We start from the raw sequence: 23,474 nt of genomic DNA on the forward strand, positions 1-23,474 counted from the left end.
CGCCGCCGCGAAGACCACAGTAGCCGTCGGAATGCTTGCTCGAAGCATCGACGGCGAACCGTGAGTCCGCAGCACTGAGCCGATGTCAGTCCCGATATTGCGGGCAGTACGCCTGGATAGCGGCATCCAGGAAGGTGAAGGGGTATTCCAGGGTGTCTTCCGTGCTCTCGGCGAGCTCGATCCGGTTGGCCGCGGAGTTGCCATGGGCGTCGAGCCAGCGGCATTCCGCCTGCGCGAGGCGAATGCCTGCGTCCTGCGTGTCACAGTCTTCGCGGTCGAAGTAGGACTCGCGCAGGAACAGCCGGTCGGCGTTGCTGCGTGGGCCGCAACCACTGCTCGAGGAACCGCCGGCGGAGCCGGTGTTCGGGGCGGCGACAGCGCTGGGCGCGACGGCGGTGAGGGTGAGCGTGGCTGCGCCGATGGCGAGCAGGGCCGAGAGGGTGGGGCGGGTACGCATGGCTGGTCCTCGGTGGTGTGGCGGTGGGCTGAGCGTGCGGCCGGGATGAATCGGGCTGCGCTCTGGTGACGTTGCTCTACAGAAGTTTCTCGCTGAGCAATGTAAACCATATCTGCAACTGAAAGCATTGTCAATCGACAAAGTTGATGTTCGGGTTGAGCTATGGCGAACAGATCGGCAGGCGAGATGGGAAGATGGGGGAGGTGTGCAGGCTGCTCGCCGTGGCATCGTGGTCGGACTGACGGAGGTAGTTGCCGTGCAACCGCAGGTTGTCGGGGGTCGGTATGAGCTCCTCGAGCAGATCGGGTCCGGTGGGATGGGGCGGGTCTACGAGGGATTCGACCGCAATCTCAAGCGACGGATCGCGGTGAAGTTCACCCAGCCGAGCCTGGACAACGATCCGGGCTGGACCAAGCGCTTCTTGCGCGAGGCCGAGGTGATGGCGCGACTGAGCCACCCGGGATTGCCCGCAATCTACGACGCGGGCCTCCTGCCAGGGAGCCCCGAACGGCCTTATCTGGTGATGGAATTCGTCGAGGGCATCACCTTCGACGATTTGCTGGCCAACCACGGATCGCTGCCGGTCGGTGTCGTGGCCGCGCTCGGGGCACAAACGGCCGCGGTACTGACCGCCGCGCATCGTCACCGGATCTTCCATCGCGACCTCAAGCCGTCGAACCTCATGTTGTGTCCCGATGGGACGGTGAAGGTCCTCGATTTCGGGCTCGCCGTAGTCCTCGACGGTGACGTGACTCGCTACACCACGACTGGAGCCACGCTCGGTACCCCCGCCTTCATGGCGCCGGAGCAGGTCGAAGCCAAAGCTGTTGTGCCGCAGACCGATCTGTACGCGCTCGGACTGGTGCTGCACGAACTGCTCACCGGAAAACGGGTGATGACCGGCGGGACGCCATTTGTCGTGTGGCAGAATCAGATCCATCGGCCCGCGCCCGAGATTGGGACCGCATGTCCAGGGATTCCGGCGGACATGGCGGAGCTGGTGATGTGCATGCTCGCCAAGTCGCCGGCACAGCGACCACCCGACGCTGCCGTGGTGCACGCCGGTCTACTCCGGTACGCGGCCGGGTTGGGTTCGCTGTCGGAGGTGACCGGGCTCGACGGGCCCGCGCTGATGTATGCGCTGGCCGTTGGTGCCTCGAAAAGCGCCAGGTCCGAGCCAGAGGACGAGCCCGACAGCGCATCGACCGCCGTGGTCGACACCGAAAGAAGCGGCTTGCGACAGGCGATCGAACGCACTCGCGAACCCGACGGCGCGGTGCGACCCGCGGATACGGCGAGCAAGCTGAAGACCGTGGTCGAGGCCGTCGCCCCGATTCTCGGTGCCCACGATCGCGAGGTGGTCGAAGCACGGACCAGGCTCGCCGACCTCCACCTCGAGACCGGTGAATACCGCGAAGCGGCCGACCTGTACCGATCCCTGATCGATGAGCTGACCGAGGTCTGGGGGCCCTACGACGACCAGGTGACGTACTGCCAACGGCAACTGGCACGCTGTGACGTCGGAGCAGGCGACGCTCGCGGTGCTGTGCAGCGGCTGCAGCAGCTCCATACACGGATGGCCGTTCGGTACGGTGAGCAGGACCGCCGGGTCATCGAACTGGCCGCACAGATCAGAAATGTCCGGACCGACTGACCGGCTGTGGATTTCCGGATGATCCCGCCGGGGCGACGACATCGTGGGGCTCGAAGGAACGGTAGGTGATGGACGGTGCGAACGCGCATCGGCACGCGGTACGAGCTGATCGACGAGATCGGCTCAGGCGCGATGGGATCGGTGTGGCGCGGCTACGACACCGTGCTCGACCGTGAGGTCGCGGTGAAACTCATTCGGGTGAATCAGGCCCGATCCAGTGCCGAGGTTGCCGAACTCGCCGAACGGTTCCGTCGGGAAGCCAGGGTCACCGCGCGGATTCGGCACCACGGTGTACCACAAGTATTCGACGCCATCCTCGACGCCGATCTCGCCGAAGTGTGCCTGGTGATGGAGTACGTCGCCGATGCGTACACCCTGCAGAGCTACCTGAGCCAGGAGATCGAGCTGCAGGTCGGTTGGGCTGTGGCGGTTGCCGCGCAGATCGCCACCACGCTCGCCTACGCACACGCACTTCCCGTGGTGCACCGCGACCTCAAACCGGACAACATCCTGCTGGCGGCCGATGGCACGGTGAAGATCATCGACTTCGGACTCGCCGCCCTGTTGGCCTCCGGCACTCCGAAACTGACGATGACCGGCATGATGCTCGGCACCGTCGCCTATATGTCGCCCGAGCAGGGTATCGGGGTCAAGCCCACGCCGCGCAGCGATCTGTATGCACTGGGGTGCATCCTGTACGAAATGCTCTGCGGGCGACCGGTCTTCATCGGCAGTGCACCCATCGTCGCTCACCACCATGCCTTTACGGACCCGGTCCCGCCTGCCTCGCTTCGTGCGGATATTCCGCCGGACCTGAATCTGTTGGTGCTCGACCTGCTGGCGAAGTCACCCGAGCGCCGGCCGGTCGACGCGAAAGCGGTCTTCGACCGGCTGCTGGTGCTGCTGCAATCTCCGGCCACACCGCTGTGGTCGGAGTTGCCGCCAAGTGGATTCCCGGACCCTGTCGAGATCTTCCGGCGGCCGAATGCGCCGAGGCAACCTGGTTTACGTCGGGCCTCGACTCCGCTTCTCGGACGCGATGTCGTGCTCGCGGCCAGTTCTGAACTCGACGAGCAGATTGCGGCGGGAGTGGCCGAGTATCAGCAGCTGGTCGACGAAGGTCGTTTCGCGCAAGCTGCCGATGTGCTCGCCGGGGTGGTTCCGGAAGCCGTCCCTGATAGCGAGCGGACTCTCGAACTGCGGCGGAAGATTGCCCAAGCGCTCTTGTCCGGCGGTGAGTTCCGCAGGGCTGGAACAGCATTCGACCAGCTTGCCGATGGCTACGCACTGCTTGCCGGCCCCGATGACGAGCTGGCTCTGCAGTGCCGGAAGTCCGCGGTGACCTGTCGGGCCGAGCTGGGTGAGCTGGCTGCCGCCGTGGCGGAGACCAGGATGCTGCTGGCGCAGGTGCGTAGAAGTCAAGGCGACGGAAGTCAACTCGCGTTGGAACTGCGCCTGAGTCTCGGTCGGCTGCTGACCCTGGTTGGGGAGCGACTCGAAGCCGCTGCCGTACTGAACGAAGTCTATGACGATCTGCTCCTTGTGCGTGGTACCGACGACGCGATCACCCGTGCTGCTCTGGATGCGCTTGACCAGTTGACGGCCATGGAACCGCCGCCGGGTTGATCGGATCTGGTTCATGGGGTGCGTTCGGCCTGCTCGGCATACGAGGCCGCTGGTGATCGGACCGGCTGTGTAGCTCTAATCGCAGCAGGACCGGCAGACGCTATAAGCGCCCTTCCTGGGCCCGCCGCTGGCTTCTTCCCGGACACGCAGCGAACCGCACCCGCAGCGCACCGCGTGTTCGCCGGTGCCGGGTGCGTCACCGATCGTGCGGCGCAGGAATTGGCGTCGCAAGGCGTCAGCCAGGTTGGCGTGGTCTGTGCGGAGCAGGGTGCCGGGACGGCCGCCCAGGATCGGGCCGGTTGCCGACCAGATGACGGAGTCGGCGACGATGCATGACTCGTAGACCGGGCGCAGTGGGTGCAGCATCGTGTGGTGGTGGCGAAGCGGGTCTTCCACGCACCGCAAGCTGGTTGGGTCCTCGGCGCGGTACCAGATCGACACCTTCACGGTGTCGGGGAGGGCGGCAATGGCCTCGGATATCTCGCGGGTGAGCGGCCCGTCGGTGGCACCGGTGAAGATGTCGATGATGCTGGTCGCGGCGGCGATGTCGTCGAGCACCTGGGTGAGGGTTTGCTCGCGCCGTGTCGGGCCTGGGCTGTTGGCGACCGCCGACCAGGAGCGGAGCTCGGCGTATTCGCTCATGTGTGAGAGGAATCGGCGTACCGGGGTGCCTGCTGGGCAGATGGTGCGGAGATAGCTCATGTCGGCCAGCAGGATTGCTTGTTCGCGGGCGCGGCTCATGGCGACATTCAATAGCCGGGCGCCCTCGCTACCCATGTGGGTCTTGGTGAACCAGGCATGCGGGTCGAATCGACTGCCGGTCGACTCGACGGCGTCGTAGAGCACGATATCGGTTTCGCCGCCTTGGAATCGGTGGACGGTAGACGCCACTGCCGCGGGTTGCCTGCCGGTTGTGAGGGCTTGCAACAGGCGGGCTTGCGGTACAAACGGGCTGATCAGGCCGACCGAACCCGGATTGGTTGCCGTGGTGAGCGGGACGTGCACGACATTCGCCGCGAGCTGGGCGTTGGCCAGGTTATAGCGGGAGCTGGTGCCACCACGGCGGGCGACAAGCGCGGCGAGGTCGCCGGTATCGACAATGACCAGTTGAGCTTGGTCTGTGTGGACAGTCCGGGTGGGTCGAGTGTGGACCGACGGCGCGGTGCGCAGGTTCACCTCGGGATAGAAGGCCGTGCCGATCGCGTCGCCGATCTGCCGGCGCATGCGGTGCTGCTGGTTCAGTGCGATCAGATTGGCAGGTGGACGGCCGCGGCGGACCGCATCGGCGACACCCGACTTCTCGAAAGCGCTGCGGCCGAGCCACTCCTGAGAGCCGGGTGACTCGGCCTGGACGATCGGTGAAAGCTGACGGAAGTCGCCGGCGATGATGGTGTGGCCTTTACCGGCACCGGCGACGAGCATCGCCATCGCCGACGAGACCATGCTTGCCTCATCGATGACGACGGTATCGAAGTGCTTGGCGTACAGGCTCTTCAGCATCACCTGGTGCGTCGTGCAGGCGACCAGCTTCGCCTTCCGGATGACCTGGTCGCGGACGTCCCGCAGCAGCGTGCCGAGCTCGCGCTGGAATTCGGTGAGGTCGGCGATCTTGCGGGTCAGCGCGATGCGGTCGGGAGATTTCGCCTCGGTCGCTGCCTGTAGTCGGTCGCGGAGTTCGCCTAGCTCGGCCTGGATCTCCACCAACCGGCGGGCGGGCCTTTCCCCGGCGGCGGCGATCTCGTCGAGCACGACCGGCCTCGACAAGCCGACGAGCGCCGTGCTGTCGGTGACCCCGATCCGGGCAACCTCGCCGTTGCGGAATGTCGGCCGCCGGGCAAGCAGAGCACTGAGCGCGACGTCTACCGCAGCATTCGTGGGAGCTGCGAGTAGCACGGTCGTTCCCGAATCGAGGAGCTCGGCGAGCAGCGCAGCAAGGGTGGTGGTTTTGCCCGTACCCGGTGGGCCCCACAACCAGGTGACTCGTGGTTGCATTCCATGAGCGACGGCGTCGGCCTGCCGATCGTTCAGACCGATGACTGTGCACGGGTCGAGCGGCGGAACGGTGTCGAGGAGACCGGCGGGGCTGATCGTGGCCAGCGCGGCCTCCGAGCAGAAGCCGGGTGCCCCATCGGCACGGAACTCAGCGTAGGTCTGAATCTGGCGATGCACCAGCCACGACAGGTCGCATCGCAGCCGCGCGGTCTCCCGAAAGACACTGTCGGCAGGAAGTTTCAGCGTGATCTCGGCGCCGAACTGAGTGAGGACTTCGGCTTCTACAGGCTCGGCAGCGCCGGCGTTCTCGGCGGGTACGAGAGTGGCGGTGAGGCCCTCGCGGACATTGTCACTGCTCTGGATCTCATAGCGGACGATCATCCGGGTGGGTGCACGCTCGACGAGTTCGCCTGCAACCAGCGGTATTTCTTGCTGGATCCGCTGCCGTGTGACTGTCGACAATTCATCGCGCAGCGCCGCCGATACCTGCGCGGCGATGGCGGGCCAGCTCGGATGGATCGGGTATTCGACAGGCGTGTCCGGGTTTTCGTCGTCGAGGAGGGACTCTCGCATCTTCTGTAGTTCGACGCGCCGGGTGATCTCGATACCGGGCTGCCTGCGGATACCGACCTGCCGGTCGGCCTCCCGGCGTTCTGGCCGTGTAGTCGCCACCGGTTGGGCCGTACCCGGCGCGGCCCACGTGTTGGTCACCTCGTCGAAGGTTGCCAATCCGAATTCGCTGCACAGCAGAAACAGTTCGGTGGAATCGATCCGAATCCCTCGATCGGAGAGCTGCGCGACGAGCTCCCCGGTTGTTCGGGGGCCGGCACCGAGAACCGCGCGAATTGCCTGCTGCTTCCGGTCGGATCGAATCTTCGTCACGCACTGCTCCGTCGAGAGAGAACTTCGGGACTCGATTTTGGCAGGAATCGGCTGATCCTGGCGGGGTATTGGCCGCAGCTATGCTGGACTTCGGGTCGCTGGTCGTGCGGTGGCGGGTTTCATTGGCCGGGTGTAAGCCCGGCTGCGGCCATTGCGGCAACGGCTCGGCTCTGTCCCCGGGCTTTCGTCTTCGACGTAGTCCACCTGATCGCGCGCCCACGGTGTCATGCCGCACCGCCACGCCTCGGCGCCCGAGGTCCGCATGGCGACTAAAAAGGCTTGTGCTGCAGTATATTTCGAGATGCGATAGCTTCGGTATGTGACCCAACCGTATAGGGCGATTGCATCAGAAATCGCCAAGTACGTGCCTAAGAGTCGGCGGGCTGATTCCCCGGTGCAGAAGCTCTTGTCGGACATCCTGATCGATCACGGGTTACGAACCTCTAGGCGGGCGGAACATCGATCGTGGGATGTGAGCTTGCCTCTGCTGGCGCGCCTGCTCGAAGAGGCGGACCTCGGAAAAGTCGACATGCTGATCGAGTACCCGATGCCTGCATCGAGCCGACGGGCCGATGTTGTGTTGGCGGGCGTAGATCCCCAGACCGGGGCTGACGTCTATGTTGTTGTCGAGCTGAAGCAATGGAGTCAGGCAGCACTGGGATGGGGGAGTGACCAAATTGTTTGGTCTATCAATTCCCCGGGTGACAAGCTTCACCCAATCGACCAGGTGCGAGGATACTGCAAGTATTTGCAGAACTATGTCTCGATACTGCACGACAATCCGGACGCGGTCCATGGCATCGCATATCTACACAACGCGACTCGCGAATCGGTCAGTGAACTGTTCGAGCGGACACCGGACCGGCTAGGGCGCCTGTTTACGGACGACGACCGTGAGCAACTCATCAGTTACCTACGTGACAGACTGGCGCCCGACCCAGGTGCCGCCGATCGACTGCTCGCGAGTTCGGTTGACAGGCGGAGTTCCTTTCTGGACTTCAGTGCTGCCGAGCTTCGAGAGCAAACCGACTACGCGCTCCTCGATAATCAGCAACTCGCCTACGAGGCCGTATGGAACCGGATCGAACGTTCAAGGCGTGCGAATGGCAAGTGTGTGGTGCTCGTCACCGGCGGGCCGGGTAGCGGTAAAAGTATCGTGGCTATGGCTGCGTTGGCGGAACTTCGGCGGCGTGGTCATTCGGCTGCGTACGCCACTGGATCTGCTGCGCTGACGAAGACACTGCGCAGGCTCTCTGGATTGCGAGGTGCACCAGCGAATCAGCTTTTCACCTACTATAGGAATCTGTCGGGTCAACCGCAGAATAGCCTCGACGTGCTGATTTGTGACGAGGCGCATCGGATTCGTCGAACATCGACCTTTCAGTACACGCCCAGGGAGCAGAGGAACCGACGACCGCAGATTGATGAACTGATGGCGGTGGCACGTGTCCCCGTATTCTTCCTCGATGAGAACCAGGTCGTGCGTCCCGATGAGGTCGGCACTGTCGACCTCATAAGAGATCATGCAGCGAGAGCGGGATTTCCAGTCTTCCACGTCCGGCTCGACGGGCAGTTCCGGTGCGGAGGAAGCGCTGCCTACGACGAATGGGTGCTGAACCTGGTCGGTCTTCGACCAGGCGGTTACCCCTATCCATGGAAGGGTAAAGACTTCTCGATCACAGTGGCATCGTCTCCCCATCAAATGGAATCGATGTTGGCTGATCGGATCGCTGCCGGCGACACTGCCCGGATGGCTGCGGGAATCTGCTGGCCCTGGAGCAAGCCGCGGAAGGACGGATCACTGGTTGCAGACGTCACCATCGACGATTGGGCCAGGCCTTGGAACCGGTCGGGCGATAAGATAACCGGTGAGTCGCCACCGTCTAGTCTCTGGGCCTCCGATCCGCGCGGCTTCGGTCAGATCGGCTGTATATATACCGCACAAGGTTTTGAATATGACTGGGGTGGCGTCATATTGGGCCCGGACATCGGTCTGAAAGACGATTATCTGGTGGTCGTTCGAGAAAACAACAAGGACGGCGACCTCGCTGGGAAGACGAACTCACCGGTATTCGACGATGATGTCGACCGTCTGATCCGCAACACCTATCGTGTGCTGTTGACTCGCGCGATGCGTGGCGTTGTCATCCATGCTGTTGACCCTGCTGTCCAGGAGTTTATTGAGGGATTGGTGAATGGTAGTAACAGCACAGGCGGTGGCGCTCGGTTCAGCTCAACAGGATCCGCTTGACCCTAGCGTGTGCCCGCAGCGGATTGCTTGGGCGGCCAGTACGGTTCGGAGGCGCTCGGGTATCTCCGCGCGGATTTCGGACAACCTCTCCCAGACGGTCGGGTTGGTAGTGGTGAGGGAGTCGACCAGGGCCTCGAGGTCGGGAGCCTGGTCGAGTAGCGATAGGGAGCGAGCGCGGCCGGCTGTGTCTTGATGGAGGATGACCTGGACCAGGGTGGCGGTGGCTCCGGCTGCAGGCGCGGCCTGGGTCGCAGCGTGGAAGTCGCTGTCGGAGAGGGCTGCCAGGTTGGCGGCGAGGGTGGGGTGGGTCGAGCCCGGTAGGAGAGATACCAAAGGCAGTGCTTCGGGCCAGAGGTTGTGGGTGGCGGCGGTGGTGATGACCGCGCCGAAGGTGTCGGGATCGTGCATGACCAGGAGGGTGGTAAGGCGTTCGCGGGTGGCGGCGTCCATGGCCAGGGCGATCGGGATGAGGGCGGGCCAGTGGAATTCGGCGTGGGCGGTTTCGATGAGATCTGTGAGGGAGTCGTCGGGTTCGGCGGCGACGCGGGCGGCGATGCTGTGGAGCTGAGTGGGGGTTAGGTGGTCGGCCAGGGGGAGGAGGTCTAGCCAGAGGTTGTGGGTGAGGGCCAGGCGGATGAGGCTTTGGACGCTGCAGGCGCCGGAAGTGGTGACGGCGTTGCGGCAGGTCGGTGTCTATCGCGCCGAGTGGGATCTGGTTGTCGGTAACTGGCGTGGTGCGTATGCCGAGATGGTGGCGGAGATGCGGCGGCGTGGCATCGATGGTGGTGGGGCGCCGCCGGTGTGGTGCTGGCCTGGTCGGGCGTGGCGGCGCGGGGCCGTTCGGATGTCGGCGAGCATGCTGCTCGGTGATCATGAATGGGCGCACGGTCGGTGGTTGCTGAAGCTGGATGTGCCTGCTGAGGTGGCGTTGGCGACCTCGTATGCGGTGTGGAACGACTATCTCGGCTATGCGACCGGTTTTCAGGATCAGCCCGAGCAGATGGATTGGTCTGGTCGGAAGACCTGGGAGTTCGACGAGATCCAGGTGTGTATTCCGGAGTTGCATCGGGAGTGGGTTGTGCGCGCTCGGCCGTATGCGCCGGACGCGGACACGGTCGCCCGTATCGAGGCGGATCCGGTGTTGCGTGATCGGTTCGCTCTGACTCGTGATGGGCTGCGGCGGCGACCGATTCGTGAGCGCATGGGCAGTTTCCGGGCGCAGCACCCGCGCATCGGGTCTCGGATCATCGACCGACCGAGAATCTGATGGCTCTGATCGGGCCGCTGGTCACGGCGAGTGGTTCCGCTGCTCCCGGCGGTCAGTGAGACGGCCCGTTCGCCAGGGTTTCCGAAAGTTGAGTCGGATCGTTCTCGGGGGCGCTGATGGAGTCCGTATTCGGGGTGCATCAATCGGTGAGTAAACCCACCCACAGGTAGTCGCGGGCTCGGCTGGCGGCTACCAGGTGCTGGCGAGCTTGGAGTTCGGCCTGGTCGCGGGCAGCGGGGGTGAGGTCGGTGAGGTTGGTAGGGGGTTGTTTGGTGAGGAGGAAGACGGCGGTGAAGTCCATGCCTTTGGCGCGGTGGATGGTGCCGACTTTGATGTCGGTGGTTTGGGTGCCGTCGTAGTGCTCCAAGGGGATGGCGGGGAAGCCTGCTCGGCGGAGGATGGTCAGGTAGCGGCTGATGTAGCTGCGGTACGGGACAATCACGGCGATGTCGGCGTCGGTCTGGTTCGCTGCCTGGATTGCCTTGGGCAGGGCTGACTCTGCTTGGTAACGGGTGAGGTGCTCCTCGACGACTTCGCCGTCGGGGAGGGTGGAGTCGCTGTCGCGCAGCACGACGCCGGTGCCGCCGTCGAGGTCGTCGACGGTGTCGGAGGCTTCGATGCGTCGGGCGTAGTCGAGGATCGCGGCTCGGTTGCGGTAGTTGGTGCGCAGGACGCGGCCGCGGCCGCCGACCAGTGGAATGCCTGCCTCGGAGAGTGTGCAGCCGCCGGCGTAGACCTCCTGCTGGCCGTCACCTACCAGTAGGAGTAGGGAATCCGTTTTGGCGCCTGCGATTTCGTAGACGAGCTGGAGTTGGCAGAGGGTGAAGTCCTGGACTTCGTCGACGACCACCAGGTCGAAACTCTCACGCTCGGTGAGTGGGCGCGCACGGAGTTCTTCGATGGCGAGCGAGATGAGGTCGTTGTAGTCGTGGGCGCCGCGGGTCACGAGGCCGCGCTGGTATGGCTCGTACCAGCGTTCCCAGACGAATTCCCGGCGTTTGCCGTGGAGGCTGATTCCCTCCCGGCCTCGGCGCCGCACCTGCTTGTACGCTTCGACGCTCGGCAGGCCGCGACCCTTGATGACACGGTCGATCTCGTCGTGCCAATAGCCGAAGTCGGTGTCCTTGACTTTTTCCAAGGTGTCGCGAACGCCGCGCCAGGCATCGGCGAGCGCAGCGTCGACAGCCTTCTCGTCGAGATTGAACAACACGCCCCGCTCGCCGAGGAACTTGACGGTCCAGGCGTGCAAACCAGTGAAGACCGCGCGATCCACCGCCCGCGGTGCCAAGCGGGCGAAGCCGCGTTCATGGAACGTGGGAAGGGTCTTGACGAAGGTGGTGAACAGCAGGCGGCCCGGGTGGCGTTTGGCCCAGTGTGCCATGCGGTGCAACGCCACCACGGACTTGCCGGTGCCGGCCGGCCCACTGATGCGGGCGGGACCGGTGAAAGTGGTCTGCACCAGCGTGAGCTGGGCTGGGTCGAGGAAAGTCATCCAATCGCTGAACGGGCGGGCGAGGGCGGCAGCGCGTTCAGCTTCATTGAGGTCGGTTTCGGTGAAAAGGCCTGCGAGATCGGTGGGCTCGTCGGGGGTGGGCAGGTCAAGGTGCAGGCGGATGAATTTGTCGACGCTCGAGGCCGCGAGTTGGGCCGCGCGGACCGGCTTGAACCGACGTTCGCGCCGGGTCAGCGTGTCGAGCAAGTCGGCTTCGTCGACGACGTGGACGCGGCCATCGGATTCGGCACGAATTCGACCGGGGAGCACGACGACGATCTCGACCATGTGCGGGACGAATCGGAAGTCGGCGGCGGCGAGTCGCACGAGTGGTTCTTCGGCGTGCTTGCGCAGATCGCCGAATTCGGCGGCATGGGGCGTGGTGGCGGCGAACACGACCGCGAACACGCCGGTGGGACCGATAGCGAAGGCGGTCGGGTGGCCGGGCCGACGAGTTCCCAGGCGGGTCAGCAGGTGCCAGCCCTCGGTGGCGAGAATGCCCGTGAGGACGCGACGTTCCGGCGAACTCAGGTGTGCCTGTTCGGCGAGTGCCTTTTCGGCCGCTCGCAGGCGGCGCTCACGTCGGATATTGGCCATGGTTTCCCCCTCGAACCCTGGTCGGCGCGTTCGTTGCCGACGCTAAACCGTTGTCTCCCAACATAGTTGAAAGAATGCGACGACGGGAGACGAATGGTGCGCGTTCGATCGAAGGTAGGTGTGAACGTGCGGACGAGGTGGGTGGACTGATGCGCGAGCACGGCCTCGTTTTGGCTTCCCGGCCGCCGGGAGCGGTTCGTCGGTGGGTCAGGTCGACAGGACCTCGGCGATGTCGCTGTGTCCGCAGCGGGCTGCCTGGGCGGCGAGGAGGGGGCGGAGGCGGGGTGGGAGGTCGGAGTTGATGGCCGCCACGGACTTCCAGATTTCTGGGTCGGTGGTGGTGAAGGAGGTGACCAGGGACTCGAGGGCGTCGGATTCGGCGAGGAGGGTCAGGGAGTGGGCTCGGGCGGTGGGGGCTTGGCGGAGGACTATGCGGATCAGGGTGGTGGTGGAGCCGGTGGCGGGGGCCGCGGTGAGGGCGGCGTGGAAGTTGGGGGTGGAGAGGGTGGTGATGGTGGTGGCGAGGAGGTCGTGGGTGTGGGGTGGGAGGACGTCGACGAGGGGGAGGGCCGCGGGCCAGAGGTTGTGGGCGGCGGCCGTTGTGACGGCGGCGGACAGGGTGTCTGGGCGGTGCATGACGGGGAGGGCGGCGAAGCGGCGGCGGGCGGGGGCGTCGAGGGCCAGGGCTACGGGGATGAGGATGTCCCAGTGGTTGGCGGTGTGGGCCTGTTCGATGAGGGCGGTGAGTGCGTCGTCGGGCTCCGCGGAGATGCGGGCGGCGACGGTGTGGAGCTGGGTGGGGGTCAGGTGCTCGGCTAGGGGGAGCAGGTCGAGCCAGAGGTTTTGGGTGAGGGCGAGGTCGGCGATGGTGGTGAGGACGGCGGGGTCCTGCATGATCGGGCGTTCGACGAGGCGTTGCAGGGCTGTGGGTTCCATGCCTGCGGCTACGGGGAGGAGGGTGTCCCAGGCGTCGAGGTCGGTGACGGCGGTGAGGAGGGCGTCGAGGATTTCGGGGTCTTGGGCGGCGACGACGTTGCCCAGGCGGGAGCGTTCGGTGGGGCCGAGGAGGTCGAGGAGGGTGATCGCTTCGGACCACTTGTTTTCGGCGGCGGTCGCGCGGAGCATGCCGGGGACGCGGTCGGTGACGATGGACAGGAGGCGGTCGGCGGCGTCGGTTTCCTCGAGGTAGTAGCCGACGTGGAGGAGGTCGATGTCGGCGGCGTGGGGGAGGGCGGCGCGCAGGACTCGGTCGGGGACCGAGCCGGCGAGGCGGCCCATTGTCAGATAGTCGCCACGAGCGATCAATTCGCGGGCGGTGGCTGCGGCCATGCGGTCGGGGACCTCGGCGATGAGTTCGGTGGCGCGGCGCGGGTCGAGGGTGACGGTGGCGTCGGCGAGGAAGGTAGGGGAGAGAGCGCTGGCGATGGCGACGGCGCGAGAGGGGTCTACCGAGCCGGCGATCGCGGCGGCCAGGATGGGGCCGAAGGCGGCTTCGGTGATTTTGGCGGCGATCGGGGCGGGGATGAGTTTGGCGGCGGCGCCGATGCGGTGCATGCGGCGGGATTCGCGGTCGGCGATGGTGTCGGTGATCTGGTCGCGGAACTGGCGGAGGGCCGTGGGTGGGAGGTCGGCCAGGAAGACGAGATCGGCGGGGTCTCGGCGGTCGAGGACGCGGGCGAGTTTGGCGATCTCGGCGGTGCTGTGGTGGGGCGTGGTCACAGTCCGAGCACCTTCTTCACGGCGGGGCGGGCGAGGCGGGGGATCAGGCGCATGCCGGAGTTGACGGCCTCGTCGAGGGCGGCGCGGCGGTTGTCGAGCGCGGCGCGGACGTAGGCGTCGAGGCGGGTCAGCTCGTCGGGAGTGAGCTCGGCGAACTCCGGCGGCGGCGGGGCGCCGAGCGTCGCGGTGAGTTGGGCCAGGGCATCCGGCACGGACCGTCTCCTTCGATGCGGCGTTCGGCAGAACGTACTGCCGGTACGTTTTGCGATACTGCCGGTCCAGCGCGGGAATGTAAAGAACGCTGATTGGTTGGTGTGAGGATTCGTACTTGTGGTACGTGTACGGTGTCAGGGGTGAAGAGACCGAGCCGCCGTCCCCCGCCGGTGACCCGGGATGCCATCGTCGACGCCGCGATCCGGGTGCTCGACCGGGATGGGCCGCGGGTCAGCATGGACGCCTTCGCCGCCGAGGCGGGCATCACCAAGCCGCGCCTGTATCGCCAGTTCACCGGCAAGAGTGACCTCTATACGGCCATCGGCAACCGCTTCGCCGATGCGGCCTTCGCCGCGACCGGCACCGATCTGACGTTGCTGCTCCAGCCGCCGCGTGAGGCGATCGCGCGGGCGCTCGGCGACTACGCCGTGGGTATTCTCGACCACCCGAATGTGTTCCGGTTCCTGGCGCAGGCGCATGCCGGGACGATCGGGGACGGTGTGACCGGGCAGTACGACCTCAGTAGCGCGGTCGCGGATCGGTTCACGAAAAGGGCGCGGGCGGTGGCGGATTCGATTTCGCTCGACGCCGAGGGGATCGAATATCTGGCGCGGGCGATCGTCGGGGTGATGATCGCGCTCACCGATCTATGGCTGACTGACCCCGAACCGGAATCGAGTGAATTCGTCCGGAGGGTCGGAGAGTTGGTGTGGGGGATGATCGACGCGTTTTTGCGGGGGCGTGGTGTGGAGGCCGCGCCGGACGTGCCGATCTTCGTCACGTTGGCGGCGTTGAACGCTGACCCGGAGTAGCGGTTTGGTTGAAACGGGCCTGTCTCGGGCTCGGACAACGACCCGAGCGTGCTGCCGCCGGCTGAATTCCGGCAGCAGCGGCTCGACTACAGGAGAACGTCTAGGTCTCGCTCGACAACGCCGACGCGACCTCGTCGAGGCCGCAGGTGCGGGCCTGGACGACGAGGAGTTTGCGGACGCGGTCGGGGAGTTCGTCGGTGATGGCGACCAGGGTTTCCCAGGCGGTGTGGTCGCCGCTGCCGAGGAGGTCGACGAGGGAGCCGAGTTCGGTCATACCGTCGAGGAGGGTCAGGACGCGGGCTCGGGGTTCGCCGTCGACCGCGAGGGCGAGCGGGAGCATGGTGGGGGCTTCGGGGCTGGCCAGGATGATCAGCTCGCGGAGTGAGTTGTCGTCCTCGGCGAGTACGCGTTTCGCGATGCAGCGCTGTTGGTCGAGGTCGAGGTGGCGGACCAGGGGAAGGAGGTCCAGCCACAGGCCCTGCGTGAGGGAGATGTCGGAGACTCGTTCGAGGGTGGCGGGGTCGTGCATGACCGGGCGCTGGGCCAGGCGCTGGAGGCCGGTGATGGCCATGCCTGCCGCGACGGGGAGCAGAGCGTCCCAGGCGTCGAGGTGGGTGACGGCGGTCAGGAGGCCGTCGAGGACCTCGTCGTCCTGTTCGGCGACGATATCGGCCATGCGGGCGCGTTCCTGGGGGCCGATGATGTCGAGGAGCGAGATCGCGTCGGCCCACTTCTCTTCGGCGTACATGGCGGTGACCATGCCGGGCACGCGGTCGGTGACCATGTTCAGCAGTCGTTCCGCTTGGGAGCTGTCCTCCAGGTGGAGGCCGACCTGGAGGATGTCGCGGTCGGCGGCTTGGGGCAGGGCCGCCCACAGGACCGAGTCGGGCATGGATCCGGCCAGGCGGCCCATGGTGAGGTAGTCGCCGCGTTCGATCAGTTCGCGGGCCACCTCGGCCGCCATCGCGTCGGGGACGCGGGCGATCACCTCGGCGGCTCGCTTCGGGTCGAGCAGGACGGTGGCGTCGGCCAGGAACTTCGGGGACAGGGATTGGGCGATCGCCACTGCGCGGGCAGGCTCGACCGCGCCGGCGACCGCCGCGGTCAGGGCCGGACCAAGTGCCTTTTCCGCGACCAGCGCGGCGACGGGCTTCGGGACCAGTTTCACCGCTGCGGCGACTCGTTGCAGGCGCTGGACGTCGCGGCCCGACATCTCGTCGCTGACCTGATCCCGGAATGCTTTGATCGCCGAAGGTGGCTGGGTCGTCAGGAAATTCAGGTCGGCGGGGTCGACGCCGAGCACCCGGGCCAGCTTCGCGATCTCGGCCACGGTGTGCCGCATGCTGGTCACAGTCCCAGCACCTTGCGCACGGCGGGGCGGGCCAGTCGCGGGATCAGGTGCATCCCGGCTCCCAAAGCGTCGTCCATGGCTGCTTTTCGTGCTGCCAGGGCGGTTTCGACGAAGCTGTCGAGGCGGGTGAGGTCGTCGATGTCGAGTGTCGCGAACTCCGCCGGAGGTGGGCCTCCGAGGGTGGCGGTCAGCGGTTCGAGTCGATCCGGCACCGACGTGCTCCTTCGATAGTGTTGTGGCAGTAGCGATTACACGATAGTCGTGGGTGGTGCTCACCGCTTCGCGGCTAGGGCGCGTGTCGAAGTCACAGCGATCCTAATGGTGGCCGGGTCGACCATGCCGGATTGGATTACGACGCGCGGGGAGCGGTAGTGGTACGCGAAAGCCGCAAGCGCGGCTAGCGGTGCCGTCGTAGCCAGGTGGCTCGACCCGGCTGGTGCTGCTAACGGAAGCCGATGATGTCGAGGGTGGCGCCGCCGATCTCTTCGTTGTTCTGGCACACCAGCAGGACGGCTGAGGAGACGGGCGTCAGTGTCGGTTGGGTACCGCGAGGGCCGGGGCGGCACGTGCTCGCGACCGGAATCGTGATGGGGGGAAACAGGGTTCGGCGATCCCATATCGACAGCGTCGGGGAGGAGTCGTAGTCCAGATCGACGATCTCGTCGGTGAGAAGCCGAATGGCGGAGCTGTCTACGAACCCCGGCACCATGTCGGGGATTCGTCTGTCGGTGGCGCTGTCGATCGTTGCCGCACCGGCATACGTGCTGCCTCGTTGGCTCCCGGGGTCCTTCACTTCGAGCAGGATGTCGGGGCCGCGGGGATCTGCCGCGAACGGTCTGCCCGTTGTGCGGACGGCTGCGGTCATGAGCTTGCCGGGTTCGTCGACGAGAATATGGACTCGGTCGCCGTATTCGGGTTGCCGCCAGTCGACCAGCAAGGTGTTCGAGAGCAGCGACACCAAGGGGATACTGTCCGCGCGAATATCGCGGATGCCGGCCAATTCGCCTGCGTTCGTGTCGATCGCGACGATCCGCCACGGCGAGTCTGCGCACCGGATCAGCCGATAGACAGCGTTGGCCGAGACCACTGTGTCGCCGGCTTCGAGCTTGCAGGTGTCGGACGGTATGGGGGCAGACCATCGACGCTCCGCAGTGCGCACGTCGTATCCGGTTATCTCCGTGCGGGTTTCGAGGATGACGTCGGTCGACGTGGCGGAATCGGTGAGCCTGGTCGCCCGGTGGCGATAGTCGGACGTGAAGTCGTTGTCGTCGTCGGATGACCAGAGGGTTCGGCCTGTCACGGCATCGAAGGTGACCAGGATGGCATCGTCTCCGCCGGTCCACCGGGTGATCAGCACCGAGCCGTCGACAGTGGCGAACGTCGAGCCGTGTTCGAGCGACAAGACCCGGTGGCCGGACTGTGGCCGGCGCAGATAGTGCCAGCGTGGAGTTCCGGTCGCGCCGTCGTAGGCGCGCAGACCGTCGACGCTCGCGACGACGAATCCGTTTCCCGCCGCGATGACTTTGCGGCGCGTGGATTCCGGTCGTTCGTTGATCGGGGGAAGCTGGAGTCGGTAGGACTCGGAACCGAGGCGGCTGGGAACGGGGGCTATCGGAGCGGCGGCAACAGTCAGATGATCGACGTTGACGCTGTCGTCGCCCGCGCGCACGGCAGTCACACCGACGGCGGCCGAGACCACCAATCCGGCAGCCACCGCCGTCGTGAGGATGCGGCGGTCGAGCGTCCTGGCCAGGCCCATGTGAATCGTGAGCAGCAGGGCGAGGATCGCGCCGGTGCCCACCAGTACTGTCGCGCCGACGGCGGTCGGAAGTTGCCCGAAGTAGCGCTCTTCCGCGCGGATCACCGAGTAGCTGCTGGGCAGGTGCCGGGACCAGGAGAAGCCGAGGAGGAACACGATCACCAGCACGACGGCCCCGCTGGCTAGAAGTTCCCAGCGGTGCTGGCTGTTCCACAGATCGATCGTGCGTCGGCGTCCGGTGAACCAAGCGGCGACGATGACGGCGAGGACCAGGCTGCCGAGCACGGCCGAGACGGCTGCGAAATGTTCGGACTGGGCGAGTGTTGCGCTCACCGAGCGTGACTCGGCGCCGAGCCAGCTGTAGAGGGCGAGGATGACACCGCCGGCCAGGAGGCCGGTGCCGACCGCAGCCGCTGATGCGCGTTGGCGGGCGAACCGTCCGAGGGGGCGCTCCAGGGTGGGCAGGGTCGAGGAGGGGCGGTCTTCAGTCGCCGTGCGTTGCGGTGCGTCGTCGATGTCCCCCACGAACTCCCCCTTGTCGGTGGCCAGTGGCAGTCCCGGCCGAAGAAAGCGTAGTCGTTGATCGGCGACGGTGCCCGCTCGTCTCGATCGATCCGCCCCGTGGCCGCGGCAGCTACGCTGGAGGGGGACGAGGGGAGTTGGGATGTCCGAGCAGAATGAGGGAGTCGATCCGCGGGCGCGATGGCGGGAACTTCCGCCGGAGCCTTCGGAACTCATCGAAGAGACGACGGTCGAGACGCGGGCTGCGGATCTGGGCGTCCCTGCGGTCGATGTGACCGAGGAGTTCGTGCGCAAGTACGGGTTGTGATCGTGCCTAGCCGCCGGCGACCGCGGGGATGATCATCAGTTCGGTGGTGGCGGTCAGTGGGGTGTTCACGCCGTCCAGCGTGCGGCATTCGTTGCCGTCTATATAGAAGTTGACGTAGCGGCGGAGGGTGCCGCGTTCGTCGCGGAGGCGGCGTTCCAGGGCGGGGGAGCGGTCGCGGAGGGTGTCCAGTGCGTCGCGGAGGGTGGGGGCGTCGATGTCGAATTCCTTGGCGCCGTTGACATAGGGGCGCAGGGCCGAGGGGAGGACGATGCGTGCCATGGGTTATCCGATGACGGCGGCGCGGACGCACAGGACGTCGGGGAGTTTGTCGGCGACGAGGTGCCAGTGGTCGCCTTCGTCGGGGCTGCAGTAGACCTCGCCGTTGCGGGTGCCGAAGTAGATGCCGGTGGGGTCGGCGTTGTCGGCGGTCATGGCGTCGCGCATGACGGCGGCCCAGAACGGGACGGTCGGGAGGCCTTCGGTTTTGGGTGACCAGGTTTGGCCGCCGTCGTCGCTGCGGTAGACCGCGCAGGTGGCGTCGGGTGGGAAGCGGAAGCGGTCCATGTCGGCGACGAGGGGGAAGGTGTAGATGACGCCGGGGCGGCGGGGGTGGGCGACGATCGGGAAGCCGAAGTTGGACGGGGGGAGGTCGGCGTCGATCGATTGCCAGGTGTTGCCGTCGTCGGTGCTGCGGAATACGCCGCCGTGGTTCTGGAGGTAGAGGGTGCTGGGGGTTTCGGCGTCGCGGGCGACCTTGTGTACGCACTGGCCCCAGTCGGGCAGTTCGCCGGGGAGGAAGTCGGCGGTGACGCCGTGGTTGGTCGGGTGCCACGAGGTTCCGCCGTCGGAGGTCTGGTAGACGCCGCCGGTCGACATCGCGACGGCGAGGCGCTGGGTGTCGGTGGGGTGCGGGAGGACGGTGTGCAGGGCCAAACCGCCGCCGCCGGGCTCCCACCGCGGTCGGTGTGGGTGGTCCCACAGGCCTCTGACCAGCGTGAAAGTTCTTCCGCCGTCGGTGGAACGGAACAGGGCGGACGGTTCGACGCCCGCGTACACGACATCCGGTTCGGCGTCGGTCGCCGGTGTGATCTGCCAGACACCCTGCAATGCGGCATCGGTGTTGTCGGGGAAGGCCAGTGGAGCGTCGTCGGGCTCGGTCCAGGTGTCGCCCAGGTCGTCGCTGGCTACCAGCGTCGGACCGAAATGGCTGTTCAGGACGCCGACGAGCAGGCGCGGGGTCGGTCGTCTGGTATCGATCGCCAAGGCTTTCACATCGGCGATCGGGAACTGCGGCGGACGCACGGTCCAGCTCGCCCGGCCGTCTGTACTGCGGGCCAGGAACAACCCTTTGCGGGTTCCGATTCCGAGAAGTACGTCCATTGCCGACCTCCGGGCCGTCGCACCGTACGCGGATGAAAAAGAGCGTACTCCGCGGCGACGTTAGGGCCGCGAAATCGCGGTCGGTGAGGGATACTGGTCCGATCGTGCGCAACCCGGTGCACGAGCGTGACTTTTCCGCGACCATTTCGTAATGTAATGGTGACTTTGTTCTCGACAGTAGCTGGTGATCGATAAAGTGCCTGGTCAACATCGCACCCCTGCGCCTCCCACTGGGCGTACGTCTCTGGCTGTGTGCAGCCTCGCGGCGACGGTTCCCGGAATGCTGTGGATGGCGTTACGGCCCGCCACTGCCGATGTGGAACAGGTCGCGGCGGTTCAGCCGCACACGCCCTCCGCGATCGAGATCGACACGCTGCCCCAGTTGCCACACGACGAGCCGACGATCGCGCCGGAACCCGTTGCTGTCGACGACGAGCTCGCGGCGCTGTCGGCGGGGAAGCTGAAATACCTGTGCGCGACGGAGTTCAAGGGCACGCAGCCGCACGTCGCGCAGGTCAGTCACATGATCCAGAAGATGTTCGGCCTGTCCGACATCGGTGGCGCGCACGGACGTTACGACGGTGATCACGGTGCGGGACTCGCCCTCGATCTCATGACGTCGAATCCGGCGCAGGGAGATGCGATGGCTGCGTTCATCCTGGCCAACAAGGCGCGCTTCGGTGTCACCTATGTGATCTGGCAGCAGCGCTACAACGACGGCAGCGGCTGGTCGTTCATGGAGGACCGGGGCGACCCGACCCAGAACCACTACGACCACGTGCACGTGTCGTTCTCCTCGTACGGCGCGGCGAACCTCACCTGCTGATCCGCCGCAGGCCCGAAGACCTGCGGCGGCGGCGGAAGTCGCCTCAGTTGCCGATCGGTGCTCCGAACAGTCCGGCGAGGGTCTCGCCGACGATCGATACCCATTCGGGCCAGGTTCGCTGATCGAGGGTCATCGAGCCGACATCGTTGAGCGTGCAACCGGCGGGGGCGGGCACGCCGGCGAAGCGGTCGCGCATCCACATCATCACGCTGGGCACGGCGATCGGTTCCAGTGAGAGGTGCTCGCTGAGATGGTCTCGGGTGTAGGTGATCCGGGCGGCGGGGTCCTGGCAGTAGGTGCCGTACAGGGTGTTGACCGGGCCGACCGGAACCAGCCAGTCCATATTGGCTTGGTAGAGGTAGACGGGCATGGTGGGGGTGGTCTTGCCCATGCGGGTGCGGTCGAGCACCTTCTTCGCCTCGGGGGCGTCGAGTGGATCGCCCGGGGTGTTGAGCAGGCCCTTGATATTCATGAACGGCAGCGTGAGTGCGTGGTAGGTCACGCACATGCGGTCTTTGGCGTCGAGCAGCGTCTGGGCGAGTGGGGTGCCGGTGCGGCGGAGAAAGGCGTTGAATTCGGGCTCCTCGTGGGCGAGTCCGATCATGCCTGCGAACACGAGGCCCGAGGCCGCGTTGTTGTTGGCCAGGTTCACCAGGGCGCCGAGGTCGGCATCGGTGCCGCCGGATGCCGCGCCGACGATGTTGAGCTCGGGAGCGTAGGTGGGGGCGAGTTCGGCGGCGTGCATGGTCGGCACGGATCCGCCTGAGTAGCCCATCATGCCGACCTGGGTCGCCGCACCGCTCAGCCCGAGCGCAGTGAAATTCTCCGCGGCCCGGATGCCGTCGAGGGCGATGCGCCCGGCGAGCGGTCCGTGCGCGAACGCGGCGTTCGGTCCCTGATGATCGGGGATGACGACGGCCCAGCCTTGCTGGAGCGCGACCTGCACCTCCAAGAACGAGAGCGGCGCTACCGCCTGGCCGGTGATCTGGCCGGGAATCGACCACTGCTGCACCGCGTAGGACGACGCGCAGTACTGGCCGGTCGAATCCTCGGCCATGTGGTACGAGAGCAGATTCCGGGTGCCCGGGGCGACCTCACCGCGTGGCTTCAACACGGTCGCGACGGCCGGGATCGGCTGGTCGTAGCTGTTGTTGGAGCGGAAGGACACCTGCCAGGCGTCGACGTTGACCGGCAGCAGGGAGAAGTTCGCGACCCGCACCTCGCGCGCGGCGATGATCTCGCCGGGCTGCTTGGCCGCGACGAGTTCGGCGGGCGGACGGTAGAACCCGTCGAACTCCGGGATCGCCGGTGAGCTGAAGAACGGCGGTGCGGGCTGCACCGGGCCGTCGTAGGGATCGGCGAATACCGGTGTGCCGCTGAGGATCAGCAGCATGCCGAGCGTGGCTCCGCCCGCGGTGGTGAGGCGGCGGAGCAAGCCTGCCCGCCCTCTGTAGTCGGATCTGTTTCGCGTACGGAGCACGCGGCACCCCTTCGATCAAGATTTAGACGCCATCGTCTAAATTGTGCCGCACGTTACAGCGCGCCGGGGCGGTTCGGCAAATAGCCCGGTGGGAGTCAGGGCAGGGTGAGGGCGACCAGGAAGCGGGTGAGGACTTCGACGAGATCGTCGAAACCGGTGCGGGGCTCGGTGCTGCTCCACTGGTGCACCAGCGCCATCAGCGCGCCGATGAATCCTGTTGCCGCCGTGCGATATCCGCCGACGGGGGTGAAGTCCTTGCCGAGCGCGAGGCGCAGTTCCGTAGCGAAGAAATCGGCCCAGACCTCGCGCTGCTCGATCCGGTGACGCTCGAAATCGTCACTCACGCCGACACATTCGACGAAGGAGACGCGCGCGCGATGGACATCGGAGCCGACCGACTCCGCGTAGGCGCGCATCGCGGCCCGCGCGCGGGTGACGAAATCGTCGGCGGCGGTGTCGGCGACCGCGGCGGCGACGGCCTGGCGCGCGTCGACCTGCACCGCGTCGTATACCGCGAGCAGCAGTTCTTCGCGGTTCGCGAAGTGCTCGTAGAACTGGGCGCGGGCGAGTCCGGCGGCCTTGCAGATGCTGGTGATGGAGCTGTTGCGGTAGCCGGCCTCGCCGAAGACGGCGAGTCCGGCGAGCAGGAATCGGTCGCGCCGCTGGGCTCGCCGGTCGTCGACTCGGCTGCTCGAGCGGGAAGAACTGGGGACCGTCACCGCCGTCAGGATAGTGAACCGGCGGGCGACGCCTCCTGGGCGGGTGATCACCAGGCCGGATCGGGTGGATTCGCCGGCTTTCCTGAGAGTCGACCGTTCATTTAGGCATATCCCCACGCGGAACGGGGCCACGCTCCTACGGTGAGAGTGGCTCAGTTCTGGTGAGAG

At 66.1% G+C, this 23,474-nt stretch carries 21 protein-coding genes; 8 read left to right on the forward strand and 13 right to left on the reverse strand.

The window, feature by feature from the left end; translation table 11 throughout:
• Positions 1-85: 85 nt before the first annotated feature.
• Positions 86-457, reverse strand: a complete 372-nt coding sequence (locus ACFWF2_RS11880; protein ID WP_379307187.1) for a DUF732 domain-containing protein — start codon at positions 455-457, stop codon at positions 86-88.
• A gap of 256 nt (positions 458-713) precedes the next feature.
• Here ACFWF2_RS11880 and ACFWF2_RS11885 point away from each other — a divergent pair, with 256 nt between their 5' ends.
• Entirely contained in the window at positions 714-2,111 is a 1,398-nt protein-coding gene (locus ACFWF2_RS11885; RefSeq protein WP_379307197.1) for a serine/threonine-protein kinase, read from the forward strand.
• A 75-nt stretch (positions 2,112-2,186) separates the two neighbouring features.
• Entirely contained in the window at positions 2,187-3,737 is a 1,551-nt protein-coding gene (locus ACFWF2_RS11890) for a protein kinase (protein ID WP_379307199.1), read from the forward strand.
• Positions 3,738-3,812: 75 nt separating this feature from the next.
• Here the strand turns inward: ACFWF2_RS11890 and ACFWF2_RS11895 are convergent, their stop codons facing one another.
• The gene (locus tag ACFWF2_RS11895; protein ID WP_379307201.1) at positions 3,813-6,611 is read right to left on the reverse strand and encodes a DEAD/DEAH box helicase; all 2,799 of its coding nucleotides are present in this window, start codon (positions 6,609-6,611) and stop codon (positions 3,813-3,815) included.
• A 394-nt stretch (positions 6,612-7,005) separates the two neighbouring features.
• Here ACFWF2_RS11895 and ACFWF2_RS11900 point away from each other — a divergent pair, with 394 nt between their 5' ends.
• Complete coding sequence (locus tag ACFWF2_RS11900) at positions 7,006-8,862, forward strand: DNA/RNA helicase domain-containing protein (protein ID WP_379307203.1); 1,857 nt, start codon at positions 7,006-7,008, stop codon at positions 8,860-8,862.
• Here the strand turns inward: ACFWF2_RS11900 and ACFWF2_RS11905 are convergent.
• Entirely contained in the window at positions 8,845-9,270 is a 426-nt protein-coding gene (locus ACFWF2_RS11905) for a hypothetical protein (protein WP_379307205.1), read from the reverse strand. The genes ACFWF2_RS11900 and ACFWF2_RS11905 overlap by 18 nt on opposite strands.
• On the opposite strand from ACFWF2_RS11905, the gene ACFWF2_RS11910 reads away from it, so the two are divergent.
• Positions 9,265-9,441, forward strand: a complete 177-nt coding sequence (locus ACFWF2_RS11910; protein WP_379307207.1) for a hypothetical protein — start codon at positions 9,265-9,267, stop codon at positions 9,439-9,441. The genes ACFWF2_RS11905 and ACFWF2_RS11910 overlap by 6 nt on opposite strands.
• A gap of 316 nt (positions 9,442-9,757) precedes the next feature.
• Entirely contained in the window at positions 9,758-10,129 is a 372-nt protein-coding gene (locus ACFWF2_RS11915; protein ID WP_379307209.1) for a hypothetical protein, read from the forward strand.
• Positions 10,130-10,268: 139 nt separating this feature from the next.
• Here ACFWF2_RS11915 and ACFWF2_RS11920 read toward each other — a convergent pair whose 3' ends face one another.
• The 3 genes from ACFWF2_RS11920 to ACFWF2_RS11930 form a co-directional block, all read right to left on the reverse strand.
• Positions 10,269-12,218 (reverse strand): UvrD-helicase domain-containing protein, encoded by a 1,950-nt coding sequence (locus ACFWF2_RS11920; RefSeq protein ID WP_379307211.1) that lies wholly within the window; start codon positions 12,216-12,218, stop codon positions 10,269-10,271.
• A 207-nt stretch (positions 12,219-12,425) separates the two neighbouring features.
• Positions 12,426-13,937 carry a hypothetical protein gene (locus tag ACFWF2_RS11925; protein ID WP_379307213.1) on the reverse strand — a complete coding sequence of 504 codons (1,512 nt, stop codon included), beginning with the start codon at positions 13,935-13,937 and terminating at the stop codon, positions 12,426-12,428.
• Positions 13,934-14,149: a hypothetical protein gene (locus ACFWF2_RS11930; RefSeq protein WP_379307215.1), complete on the reverse strand. Its 216-nt coding sequence runs from the start codon at positions 14,147-14,149 to the stop codon at positions 13,934-13,936. The genes ACFWF2_RS11925 and ACFWF2_RS11930 overlap by 4 nt, the downstream gene beginning before the upstream one ends.
• Positions 14,150-14,320: 171 nt before the next feature.
• Between ACFWF2_RS11930 and ACFWF2_RS11935 the strand changes: the two genes are divergently transcribed.
• Positions 14,321-14,962, forward strand: coding sequence for a TetR/AcrR family transcriptional regulator (locus ACFWF2_RS11935; RefSeq protein ID WP_379307259.1), 642 nt, complete (start codon positions 14,321-14,323; stop codon positions 14,960-14,962).
• A 100-nt stretch (positions 14,963-15,062) separates the two neighbouring features.
• Here ACFWF2_RS11935 and ACFWF2_RS11940 read toward each other — a convergent pair whose 3' ends face one another.
• The 3 genes from ACFWF2_RS11940 to ACFWF2_RS11950 all read right to left on the reverse strand — a co-directional run bounded on the left by ACFWF2_RS11940 (position 15,063) and on the right by ACFWF2_RS11950 (position 18,597).
• On the reverse strand, positions 15,063-16,313 hold the full coding sequence (locus tag ACFWF2_RS11940; protein WP_379307217.1) for a hypothetical protein: 1,251 nt from the start codon (positions 16,311-16,313) through the stop codon (positions 15,063-15,065).
• Positions 16,310-16,525: a hypothetical protein gene (locus tag ACFWF2_RS11945; protein ID WP_379307219.1), complete on the reverse strand. Its 216-nt coding sequence runs from the start codon at positions 16,523-16,525 to the stop codon at positions 16,310-16,312. The genes ACFWF2_RS11940 and ACFWF2_RS11945 overlap by 4 nt, the downstream gene beginning before the upstream one ends.
• Before the next feature lie 230 nt (positions 16,526-16,755).
• Positions 16,756-18,597: a PQQ-binding-like beta-propeller repeat protein gene (locus ACFWF2_RS11950; protein ID WP_379307221.1), complete on the reverse strand. Its 1,842-nt coding sequence runs from the start codon at positions 18,595-18,597 to the stop codon at positions 16,756-16,758.
• 139 nt (positions 18,598-18,736) lie between these two features.
• Between ACFWF2_RS11950 and ACFWF2_RS11955 the strand changes: the two genes are divergently transcribed.
• On the forward strand, positions 18,737-18,901 hold the full coding sequence (locus ACFWF2_RS11955) for a hypothetical protein (protein ID WP_379307223.1): 165 nt from the start codon (positions 18,737-18,739) through the stop codon (positions 18,899-18,901).
• Positions 18,902-18,907: 6 nt separating this feature from the next.
• On the opposite strand, the gene ACFWF2_RS11960 is transcribed toward ACFWF2_RS11955, so the two are convergent.
• Positions 18,908-19,180, reverse strand: coding sequence for a MoaD/ThiS family protein (locus ACFWF2_RS11960; protein WP_379307225.1), 273 nt, complete (start codon positions 19,178-19,180; stop codon positions 18,908-18,910).
• A gap of 3 nt (positions 19,181-19,183) precedes the next feature.
• Positions 19,184-20,281 carry a WD40/YVTN/BNR-like repeat-containing protein gene (locus ACFWF2_RS11965; protein ID WP_379307227.1) on the reverse strand — a complete coding sequence of 366 codons (1,098 nt, stop codon included), beginning with the start codon at positions 20,279-20,281 and terminating at the stop codon, positions 19,184-19,186.
• Between the two features lie 289 nt (positions 20,282-20,570).
• On the opposite strand from ACFWF2_RS11965, the gene ACFWF2_RS11970 reads away from it, so the two are divergent.
• Positions 20,571-21,107, forward strand: a complete 537-nt coding sequence (locus ACFWF2_RS11970; RefSeq protein WP_379307229.1) for a hypothetical protein — start codon at positions 20,571-20,573, stop codon at positions 21,105-21,107.
• A 43-nt stretch (positions 21,108-21,150) separates the two neighbouring features.
• Here ACFWF2_RS11970 and ACFWF2_RS11975 read toward each other — a convergent pair whose 3' ends face one another.
• Both ACFWF2_RS11975 and ACFWF2_RS11980 read right to left on the reverse strand, forming a co-directional pair.
• A complete protein-coding gene (locus ACFWF2_RS11975) occupies positions 21,151-22,500 on the reverse strand; it encodes a lipase family protein (protein ID WP_379307261.1) in 1,350 nt (449 codons plus the stop codon).
• Positions 22,501-22,682: 182 nt separating this feature from the next.
• A complete protein-coding gene (locus ACFWF2_RS11980; protein ID WP_379307231.1) occupies positions 22,683-23,306 on the reverse strand; it encodes a TetR/AcrR family transcriptional regulator in 624 nt (207 codons plus the stop codon).
• Between the last annotated feature and the right edge of the window lie 168 nt (positions 23,307-23,474).

It is taken from the genome of Nocardia sp. NPDC060259 (genome assembly GCF_042728775.1).
Classification (GTDB): domain Bacteria; phylum Actinomycetota; class Actinomycetes; order Mycobacteriales; family Mycobacteriaceae; genus Nocardia.

Bases quoted from the DNA above. Each gene is read 5' to 3' on its own strand.
- ACFWF2_RS11880 (WP_379307187.1), bottom strand. From the start codon at position 457: ATGCGTACCCGCCCCACCCTCTCGGCCCTGCTCGCCATCGGCGCAGCC.
- ACFWF2_RS11905 (WP_379307205.1), bottom strand. From the start codon at position 9,270: ATGCACGATCCCGACACCTTCGGCGCGGTCATCACCACCGCCGCCACC.
- ACFWF2_RS11920 (WP_379307211.1), bottom strand. From the start codon at position 12,218: ATGGCCAATATCCGACGTGAGCGCCGCCTGCGAGCGGCCGAAAAGGCA.
- ACFWF2_RS11955 (WP_379307223.1), top strand. From the start codon at position 18,737: ATGTCCGAGCAGAATGAGGGAGTCGATCCGCGGGCGCGATGGCGGGAA.
- ACFWF2_RS11960 (WP_379307225.1), bottom strand. From the start codon at position 19,180: ATGGCACGCATCGTCCTCCCCTCGGCCCTGCGCCCCTATGTCAACGGC.
- ACFWF2_RS11965 (WP_379307227.1), bottom strand. From the start codon at position 20,281: ATGGACGTACTTCTCGGAATCGGAACCCGCAAAGGGTTGTTCCTGGCC.
- ACFWF2_RS11970 (WP_379307229.1), top strand. From the start codon at position 20,571: ATGGCGTTACGGCCCGCCACTGCCGATGTGGAACAGGTCGCGGCGGTT.
- ACFWF2_RS11975 (WP_379307261.1), bottom strand. From the start codon at position 22,500: ATGCTGCTGATCCTCAGCGGCACACCGGTATTCGCCGATCCCTACGAC.